Raw genomic sequence first — 9,315 nt, 5'->3', positions numbered from 1 at the left:
CCCTCGGCCCCGGTCACCATCGAAGAGGTGCTGAACGACCGCTCCTAGCGCTCGTCCCCGGAGCGGTCTGGCACAGGCCCCGCGGCCGGGCGGCGCTTACTGCTGACCCGGGAGCATCTCCACGAAGAGTCCGGTCGCCTCCGCGCACAGGCGCGGGCCGTCGTGCAGCGTTCCTCGCAGGTACCGCTTGCGTCCCTCCTGCTCGGTCATCCGCACCCTGACCGCCAGCCGACGCCGCAGCGGCGTGATGCTGCGGAAGTCGACGTGCAGGTACGCGGTGCGCGATCGCGGCCTTTCGCCCAGGTCCGCGACCCGGCCGAGCGCGTCGTCGAACATCAGGGAGACCGCGCCGCCGTGCGCCGCGCCGTTGCTGCCCGCGTGGAAGGGCCCGAACCAGGTGGCGGCGGTGATCTCGTCGTCCGCGTGGCGGGCGATCCACAGCGGCGGGGTGAGGGTCTGCCCCCGTCCGGGCAGACCCAGCAGCCGGCCGAAGATCTGGTCCTCCGCGGCGGCCCGGTGCGGTTCCAGCAGCTCCCGGGCCCGGGCGAGCAGCGCGCTCGCCTCCCGCACGACGTCCGCCGGGGGGACGGTACCGGCGGCGGCGTCCTGGAGCGCGCGCAGCTCGTCGATCATCGCGGGCCAACCGTCCGCGGCCCGTTCGGCCGCCGCCCTGCTCCACGCGGCCCAGTGCGGGCTCAGCGCAGGCCCACCGGCCGGGACGTCCGCGGCGCCGCACGCGGAGGCGGCGCCGCGCTCGGCCGAAGAACTCATTGGACCGCTCCGGCACTCCCCCACCGGCCGCCGACCTCGATCACGGTGTCCATGGACTCCGGCTCCTCACACTCAGGCTGCGCCGCTCGTCGTCCCGAGCGGGCGGCCGCCGGAACGGCGACGGCCCTACGGCTCCCTGGAGGTTAACCAACCATCCAGTTGGTTGGCAATGCTGGAGACGGATAAGCCCCGACGATGAGCGAGGCGCCCCGCCGCGGGGACCGCGGACGTCAGGTACGCGAACCGCGGCGGGCGCCGGCGGCCGGCTTCTCGGGCCGTCCGGCGCAGATGCCGCCCATCACGAAGTCGGTGACCTCCTCGACCATCAGGTCGTCCGTGCCGTCCTCCGGACGGCGATACCAGTTGGGCACGTAGGCGAGGATCCCGATGATCGAGTACAGGGTCGTCGACGGCGCGAGCGGCCGGAACTCGTCGGTGCGCACGCCCTCGGCCAGGAGGGATTTCACGAACTCCTCGTAGCGGTAGATCCGCTGCCGGATCGACCGCGCGTCCTCGGCGGACAGCCGCTGGTCCATCCACGGGACCTCCTGGAAGAACACGACCAGTTCGTCGTGCCTGGTGGCGACATGTGCGACCTGCTCGCGGACGAAGAAGCGCATCCGCTCGGTGCTGCTGCCGGTCAGCGGCACTCGCGCCAGCATCTCCAGGGTGACGTCGACCTGCTCGGACAGCAGTTCGTACAGGATCGCGCTCTTGGAGGGGTAGTAGTGGTACAGGGTCCCCTTGTTGAGCCCGACCTCGTCGGCGATCTGGTCCATGGTCGCGGCGAGGTATCCGTGTTCGCGGAAGATGCGCGCGGCGGTGGCGCGCACATCGACGCGGCGCGACGGCCTAGGCATACCGCACGCGCCTCCGCTCCGAACTGCTGCCGATCACTCTGCTCGTCCTTCCCGAGAGGAAGCCCCTGGTCGCTCCGCCATGCGCCGCCGCACGCCGGCGTCCGGGGCGGACTCCACGTCCCGCCGCTGCGAGATCGAATCGAGTCGAGTGTAACCGACCAACCGGTGGGCTCGACCCGATCCCACGCTGTGGCAGGGTTTCGGAACGGCGGCCCGCTCGCCCTCGAACGCGCGCGGACGTCCGGGCTCGGCGACACCGTGCGCGTCTACCAGACCTCAGACGCGCGCGGCGCGCGTCCGAGTTCCCTCCGGCGGATTCCGCTCGCGCCCTGCGGGGCGGCGTCCGGTGTGCGGGCCCCGGCCCGCCGGTGCGGTGGACCGGGGCCCGTCCGGTCGAAGGTCAGGGACGGGCGAGGAGCGCCTCGATCGCCTCGTCCTCCCCGGTGGCGGGACGGGGCTCGGGGCGCGGGGTGTTCATCAGGAAGCCGACGACCAGCGCGCCGACCACGATGATCCCCGCCGCCCAGGCGCCGGCCGCCGCGAAGCCCTCCACCGCCGCCTGCCGGGCGATGCCGGGGGTCGTGCCGTGCGAGGCCAGATGGTCCGCGGTCGCGGCGGCGGCGATCGTGTTGAGCACCGCGATGCCGATCGAGGCGCCGACCTGCTGCGCGGTGTTGACGGTGGCCGAGGCCACGCCCGAGTCCCCCTCGTCGACGCCGCGGGTGGCGTAGTTGAGGGCCACGGGCATGATCATGCCGGCCCCGAAGCCGCACAGGAGCTGCGCGACCAGCACGCCGCCCGCGTAGCCGGTACCGGGCTCCAGAGTGAGCAGCCACAGCATCCCGCCGGAGCTGATGAGCATCCCGGGGACGATGAGCGCACGCGGCGGCGCCTTGGGCAGCAGCCGGGTGGTGAGCCCGCCGGCCGCCAGCAGCACCGCCGCGGTCATCGGGAGGAAGGCCGCACCCGTCCTGACCGGTGAGTACCCCTTGACGACCTGCATGTAGTAGGTCATGAAGAGGAACGCCCCGAACATTCCGATGACGACCACGCCCACGGCCAGGTAGGCGCTGCCGCGGGTGCGGTCGGCGATGACGCGCAGGGGAAGCAGCGGCTGCGCCACCCGGCTCTCCACGTAGGCGAACACGGTGAGCAGGACCGCGCCGGCGGCCAGCAGGCCGATGACCGCCGCCGAGTCGAACCCGTCGGACTCGGCCCGCCCGGCGGCGTACACGATCGCGACGAGCCCGGTGGTCACCAGCAGCACGCCGGGGATGTCGAACCGGGTCCCGCCCGCGCGCCGCGACTCGGTCAGGACCGCCTGCCCGCCGATCGCCGCGGCCAGCGCGATCGGGATGTTGACGTACAGGCACCAGCGCCAGTCCAGGTACTCGGTCAGCGCCCCGCCGACCAGCAGCCCGAGGGCGCCGCCGCCGGCGGCGATGCCGCCCCAGATCCCGAACGCCTTGGCCCGCTCCTTCGGCTCGGTGAACGTCACCGTCAGCAGCGACAGCGCGGCCGGGCCGAGCAGCGCGCCGAACCCGCCCTGGAGGGCACGGGCGACCAGCAGCGTCTCGAAGCCGTTCGCCGCACCGCCCAGGGCGGAGGCGCCGGTGAAGCCGAGCAGCGCGATCAGGAAGGCCCGCTTGCGCCCGGTGTAGTCGGCGATCCGGCCGCCGAGCAGCAGCAGGCTGCCGAATGCCAGCGTGTACGCGGTGATGACCCATTGCCGGTCTCCGTCGGAGATTCCGAGATCCCGCTGGAGGGACGGCAGCGCGATGTTCACGACGGTGGCGTCCAGAATGATCATGAGCTGGGCCAGCCCGATGAAGAGCAGCACGGCCCAACGGCGCGAATCGCCCGCCGGTGCCTCAGTGGTGGCCATGGATCCGTCCTCACTCATGGTGGTCCGTGCCGCGCGGACCGTTCGCGCGGTGTCCTGACGAGCACGAGACGGCGGCGCCCCGGCGCCTGTGACAGCGCGAGGCATGTGACATGGCCCACCGCACACGGGTGTCACACGGCGGCGGCGACCGCCGTCTTGTGCATAGGGGACGGGCGGGAGGCGATGAGGGGAGCCGGGCGATGAGCAAAGGGAACGCGACGGGAAGGCCCGCGGACGGCCGCATGGACCCGGCCACCGAGTCATTCGTGGCCCACCGCAACCTGCTGTTCACCGTCGCCTACGAGATGCTCGGCTCCGCCGCCGACGCCGAGGACGTCCTGCAGGAGACCTGGCTGCGGTGGGCGGGCGTCGATCTGGACACGGTCCGGGACCGGCGCGCCTATCTGGTGCGGATCACCACGCGCCAGGCGCTGGACCGGCTGCGGACGCTCGGCCGGCGCAAGGAGTCCTACGTCGGGCCGTGGCTGCCCGAACCGCTGCTGACCTCGCCCGACGTGGCCGAGGACGTCGAACTCGCCGACAGCGTCTCCATGGCGATGCTGCTCCTGCTCGAAACGCTCGCGCCGACGGAGCGGGCGGTGTTCGTCCTGCGCGAGGTATTCGACCTGGCCTACGGCGAGATCGCCGAAGCCGTCGGCAAGAGCCCCGCCGCGGTCCGGCAGATCGCCCACCGAGCGCGGGCGCACATCGCCGCACGCCGGCCACGCGACGTCGCCTCCCCCACCGACACCCGGGCCGCGCTCCGCGCCTTCCAGCGGGCCACCGAAACCGGCGACCTGCAGGATCTGCTGGACGTCCTCGCACCGGACATCGTCCTCCTGACCGACGGCGGCGGACTCACGCAGGCCATCAGGAAGCCCATCGTGGGGGCCGGGAAGGTGGCGCAGCTGCTGTCCACAGGCATGCGCAACTTCACCGCCGGGGTGACGGCCGAAGCCGTCGGGATCAACGGCCGCCCAGGGCTCGTCATCCGGCTCGGCGGAACCGTCGAAGCCGTCGTGGCGATGCGGGTCGAGGACGGCCTCATCACCGGGCTGTACATCGTCCGCAATCCCGAGAAACTGTCGCGCGTGAAGCAGGAGACCACGCTGAGCCGCTGAGACCCGCCCGCCGACCGGCTCGGAAGCGCCCACGACCTCGCCCTCGTCCCGCCTGTCCGGCGGGCGCCGCCGGGACCGAACGCATGGTCGGTCGCGTCTACGAAGCGGTCCCGTCTCGGCGGTGGCGGGTGCGGTAGGCGCGTTGCCTGCAGCCGGACGAGCAGTACGTGCGCGGGCGCCCGCGCACGGGCCGCTCGACGCCCCCGCCGCAGGACGGGCAGACCCGCTCGGCCTTTTCGTCACGCGCGGCATCCGTCTTTACGTCACGGGCGCGGGCCGCCGCGACGAGATCGGTGCGGGCGCGGCGGCCGAGCGGCGTGCGGGTCTCCAGTTCGGCGTCGAGGTACGAGCACCGGATGATGTCGTCGTCCTCGCACCGCAGGAGATGGTTCAGGTAGTCGCGGGCGGCGGTGAGCCGCTCGACCCGCTCGTCCAGACGGTCGATCTCGGCGCGCATCGTGCGCTGCCAGGCCTCCAGGTCGGCCGTGCCGGACGCGACGACCGCCGCTCTCGCCTCGGACACTACGCGGACGCCGCGATCCTGCACCACATCCGAGTCCGGATGGTCCACCACCTGGGCGTCCTGCCGCTCGGCTGGTTCCGCGCCGCCGGGTCCGGCCGGGTGAAGAAGGCCATGACGGACGACCTGGAGGAGATGCACCAGCTCATCGCGCACTCGCTCAGGAAACTGGTCGGCGCGGTCACGGCGATGGCGGTCGGGTTGACCTACCTCGCGTCCGTCGACTGGCGGATGGCGCTGGTCACCGCCGTGGTCCCCGCCGCGATGCTGGCCGCCTACCGGGTCGCGATGCGCTCCATGTCCGCGCACCTGTCCCGGCTGGCCGCGGCCACCGGACGCATCAACACCACCGTCGTCGAGTACGCCGACGGGATCACGGTCGTCAAGACGTTCGGCGGCGGCGGTACCGCCCTCGGCCGCTTCGAGGACGCGGTCGCCGAGCACACCGAGGCGATGCGCGTCTGGGTCGCCGAGACCCGGATCAGCTCGGCCCTCTCGCGCCTGCTGGCCTGCGAGCCCGCCGTCCTGGCCGCGGTCCTGGCCGCCGGGGCGCCGCTCGTCGCGTCCGGCGGGCTCCCCGCGGCCGACCTGCCGCCGTTCCTCATCGTCGGGATCGGCCTGCCGACGCCGATCGTCCCGGCCATCCAGGGCGGTCAGGGCCTGCGGCAGGGACGGATGGCCGCCACCGGCATCGACGCCCTGCTGTCCCGGGAGCCGCTGCCCGAACCGGCCGCGCCGCGGATCCCGGCGGGCCACCGCATCGAGTTCGACCGCGTGTCGTTCTCCTACGACGGCACCACCGACGCGATCAGCGACGTCACGGCCGTGTGCGAACCGGGCACCGTCACCGCGCTCGTCGGGCCGTCCGGCGCGGGCAAGTCGACCATCGCGAGCCTGCTGCCCCGGTTCTACGACGTGACCGGCGGCGCGATCCGGATCGGCGGCGCCGACGTCCGCGAGATCCCGGCCGGGGTGCTGCTGTCGTCGATGTCGCTGGTGTTCCAGGACGTGGCGCTGCTGCGCGACACCGTCACCGAGAACATCCGCGTGGGACGGCCGGACGCCGACCTCCGGGACGTGCGGCGCGCGGCGGAGGCCGCGCAGATCCACGACGTCATCGAGCGGCTCCCGGACGGCTACGGCACCGTGCTCGGCACCGACGGCGCCGGGCTGTCGGGCGGCGAGCGCCAGCGGCTGACGATCGCCCGCGCGATCCTGTCGGACGCGCCCGTCGTCATCCTCGACGAGGCCACCGCGGCACTCGACCCCGACAGCCAGGACGCCGTCCAGGAGGCCCTGTCCACTCTTGCCGCGGGCAAGACGGTGCTGGTCATCGCGCATCGCCTGCACACCGTCCGGGGCGCCGACCAGATCGTCGTCCTGGACGGCGGGCGCGTCGCCGAGACCGGAGTCCACGACGACCTCATCGCCCGCGACGGGCTGTACGCCCGCATGTGGCGCGCCCAGCGGAACGGAGCCGACACATGATCCGCAAGCTGTACCGGCTGCTGCCGCACCCCGGGCTGATCCTCCGGCTGGGCGCGCTCACCGCCGTCCTCGCCGTCCTGCAGGGCCTGCTGCTCGGCGCCCTCGTCCCGATCCTGCGGGCGCTGCTGCGACCCGAACCCGACGTCGGCGCGGCCCTTCCGTGGCTCGTCGCGGGCGGCGCGGGCCTCGCCGTGCACGCGGTGCTGACCGTGCTGGCCGTCCCGGTCGGCTTCGCCGCCGCCATGCAGATGACGGCGCGCTTGCGGCACCGGCTGATGGAGCACGCGACGACGCTGCCGCTCGGCTGGTTCACGACCGAGCGCAAGGCACGGCTCGCCCGCACGATCACGACGGACGCCGGAGCCATCGGCACGCTCGCCGTGACGATCGGACAGCCCGCCCTGACGTCCGTCCTCGTGCCCGTCACCATCGTCGGCGTCACCTTCGCGGTCGACTGGCGGCTCGCGTTGCTGTTCGTCGCCGTCGCGCCGTTCGCGTACGCGACGCTGCGCTGGTCCGGCCGGGTCTCGGCCGCCGCGGACGAGGACCTGCACGCGGCCGCCACCGAGATCGCGGGCCGCGCGATCGAGGTCGGCCAGGCGCAGCCGGTGCTGCGCGCCGCGGGCCGGGGCGGGACGGGCGGCGACCGGATGCGCGAGGCCCTCGACGAGCACCGCAGCAGCTACCGGCGCGGCCTCAACCAGGCGATGTACCCCGACCTCAGCTTCACCGGCGTGGTCATGGCCGGATTCGTCGCCGTCCTGGTGCTCGGCGCGCACCTGCTGGTCTCCGGGGGCCTCGGCGTCCCCGACACCGTCGCGCTGCTCGTCCTCGCCGTCCGGTTTCTGGAGCCGCTCGGCACGCTGATCGAGCTGGACGGGGCGTTGCGGGCGATGGTGAACAACGTCGGCCGGGAGGAGGCCGTCCTGCGCACCCCCGCCCTGCCGCGGGCACCGCACCCCGTGCGCCGCGCCGCGGACGCCGCCATCGAGTTCGACGACGTCACCTTCGCCTACGGGGACGCCTCGGCGCCCGCACTGTCCGCGTGTCGTTCCGCTGCCCCGCGGGGAGCACCACCGCGCTCGTCGGGCCGTCCGGATCGGGCAAGGCGACGGTGACGCGGCTCGTCGCGCGGTTCCACGACACCGGCTCCGGTCACGTCCGTGTCGGCGGCCGGGACGTCCGCGACTACGAGCACGCCGCCCTGCTCGACGACATCGCGATCGTCTTCCAGGACGTCTACCTGTTCGACACGACCATCGAGGAGAACCTGCGGCCGGCCCGCCCGGACGCCACCCGCGCCGACCTCGACGCCGCCGCCCGCGAGGCCCGCCTGGACGAGGTCGTCGCCCGGCTCCCGGACGACTGGGCCACGCGCGTCGGCGAGGGCGGCGCGCAGCTGTCCGGCGGCGAGCGGCAGCGCGTGTCCATCGCCCGCGCGTTCCTCAAGCGCGCCCGGATCGTCCTCGTCGACGAGGCCGCGTCCGCGCTCGACCCGGAGAGCGAGAGCGCGATCGGACAGGCCATCGGGCGCCTCGCCCGCGACCCGGACCGCACCGTCGTCGTGATCGCGCACCGGCCCGCCACGCTGGCCGCCGCCGACCACGTCGTCGCCCTCGAGGACGGCCGGGTCACCGAGACCGGACGTCCGGCGGACCTCCGGGCCGGCGGCGGCACCTTCGCCCGGCTCTACGACCAGTACGAGCACACGCGGAGCTGGCACATCACGTCGTCCGGCCCCCCGGTGCCGCGCCCGTGACCGCAACGCACCGAGCCGACACCGCCGGCGGCGCGCCCGCACCGCGCGGGCGCACCCTGGCGGTCGTCGGCGCCCTCTACCTGGTCGCCAACACCGGCTACTCCTTCTTCTTCCTCACCCTCGGCACGATCCTGCTCGCCCGGGACGTGCCGCCCGGAACCGTCGCCGCGATCAACATGCTCGGCGCGGCGTACTTCCTGCGGTTCCTCACGGCCCCGGCCGTCGACCGCGCCCGCCCCTCCAGGTTCGGCCGCTACCGGGGCTGGCTGCTGCTGACGCAGCCACCGCTGATCGCGACCCTGGCCGCACTCGCCGCGCTCGACCCGGTCGCCGACCTGCCGCCGCCGCTCGCCCTGACGATCGTGTTCCTGGGCCTGTCGGTGTTCCACGACACGGCGCTGAACGGGCTGGTGGTGCGGCTCCTGCCGCGCAGCGAGCACGGCGTCGCAACGGCGTGCAGATGGCATCGGCCTCCGCCTCGCTCCTCATCGGCTTCAGCGGCGCCCTCCTCCTCTACTCGCACGCGGGGTGGACCGTCACGCTCCTCGCGCTCGCCGCCGTCTACCTCATCCCCCTCGCCGTCCTCACCCGCATCCCCGAACCGCCCGAGCCGGACGGCCCGGACGCCGCGGCGCCCGGCCCCGGCTGCTCGACGCGCTGTTCCGGGACCGCCGGGCCGCCGCGTGGGCACTGCTGGTGATCCCGGTCTTCGCCGTCGGCGAGTGGCTCGCGACGGCCGTCCAGCCCGCCATGCTGCTGTCCGCCGGATGGTCCACCGACCGCATCGCGCTCGTCACCTCCGCGGCGACCGGTGCCCAGGTCATCGCGGCGCTCGCCACCGGCGCGGCCGTCACCCGCTACGGACGTGCGCGCCCCGCCCTCGTCATGGCCGTGCTCGGCGTCGCCGGGGT

10 protein-coding genes are annotated in these 9,315 nt (G+C 73.8%); 6 read left to right on the top strand and 4 right to left on the bottom strand.

Going from position 1 to position 9,315, the window contains the following annotated elements; genetic code table 11:
• Window positions 1-96: 96 nt before the first annotated feature.
• The 3 genes from E1281_RS32925 to E1281_RS32915 all read right to left on the bottom strand — a co-directional run bounded on the left by E1281_RS32925 (window position 97) and on the right by E1281_RS32915 (window position 3,516).
• Entirely contained in the window at window positions 97-771 is a 675-nt protein-coding gene (locus E1281_RS32925) for a PaaI family thioesterase (protein WP_131883621.1), read from the bottom strand.
• Window positions 772-1,001: 230 nt separating this feature from the next.
• The gene (locus E1281_RS32920) at window positions 1,002-1,631 is read right to left on the bottom strand and encodes a TetR/AcrR family transcriptional regulator (protein WP_131883620.1); all 630 of its coding nucleotides are present in this window, start codon (window positions 1,629-1,631) and stop codon (window positions 1,002-1,004) included.
• Between the two features lie 400 nt (window positions 1,632-2,031).
• Window positions 2,032-3,516: an MFS transporter gene (locus E1281_RS32915; RefSeq protein ID WP_131883619.1), complete on the bottom strand. Its 1,485-nt coding sequence runs from the start codon at window positions 3,514-3,516 to the stop codon at window positions 2,032-2,034.
• Window positions 3,517-3,716: 200 nt separating this feature from the next.
• Here E1281_RS32915 and E1281_RS32910 point away from each other — a divergent pair, with 200 nt between their 5' ends.
• A complete protein-coding gene (locus E1281_RS32910; RefSeq protein ID WP_131883618.1) occupies window positions 3,717-4,637 on the top strand; it encodes an RNA polymerase sigma-70 factor in 921 nt (306 codons plus the stop codon).
• A 97-nt stretch (window positions 4,638-4,734) separates the two neighbouring features.
• Here the strand turns inward: E1281_RS32910 and E1281_RS32905 are convergent, their stop codons facing one another.
• Complete coding sequence (locus tag E1281_RS32905; RefSeq protein WP_243717665.1) at window positions 4,735-5,160, bottom strand: hypothetical protein; 426 nt, start codon at window positions 5,158-5,160, stop codon at window positions 4,735-4,737.
• Between the two features lie 39 nt (window positions 5,161-5,199).
• Between E1281_RS32905 and E1281_RS32900 the strand changes: the two genes are divergently transcribed.
• From E1281_RS32900 to E1281_RS32885, 5 genes are all read left to right on the top strand, one after another.
• On the top strand, window positions 5,200-6,645 hold the full coding sequence (locus E1281_RS32900) for an ABC transporter ATP-binding protein (RefSeq protein ID WP_243717664.1): 1,446 nt from the start codon (window positions 5,200-5,202) through the stop codon (window positions 6,643-6,645).
• On the top strand, window positions 6,642-7,763 hold the full coding sequence (locus E1281_RS41480; protein WP_207943632.1) for an ABC transporter ATP-binding protein: 1,122 nt from the start codon (window positions 6,642-6,644) through the stop codon (window positions 7,761-7,763). Before E1281_RS32900 ends, E1281_RS41480 begins: the two co-directional genes overlap by 4 nt.
• Complete coding sequence (locus tag E1281_RS41475; RefSeq protein ID WP_207943631.1) at window positions 7,691-8,404, top strand: ATP-binding cassette domain-containing protein; 714 nt, start codon at window positions 7,691-7,693, stop codon at window positions 8,402-8,404. The genes E1281_RS41480 and E1281_RS41475 overlap by 73 nt, the downstream gene beginning before the upstream one ends.
• Before the next feature lie 460 nt (window positions 8,405-8,864).
• On the top strand, window positions 8,865-9,104 hold the full coding sequence (locus E1281_RS32890) for a hypothetical protein (protein ID WP_131883615.1): 240 nt from the start codon (window positions 8,865-8,867) through the stop codon (window positions 9,102-9,104).
• Window positions 9,101-9,315: hypothetical protein (locus E1281_RS32885; RefSeq protein ID WP_207943630.1), on the top strand; the 215-nt coding region annotated here is incomplete at its 3' end. The genes E1281_RS32890 and E1281_RS32885, both read left to right, overlap by 4 nt.

This window comes from Actinomadura sp. KC345 (genome assembly GCF_004348515.1).
In the GTDB taxonomy this organism is placed as follows: domain Bacteria; phylum Actinomycetota; class Actinomycetes; order Streptosporangiales; family Streptosporangiaceae; genus Spirillospora.
The sequence above is the reverse complement of the archived record's forward strand: the minus strand, read 5'-3'. Positions and strand labels throughout refer to the sequence as shown.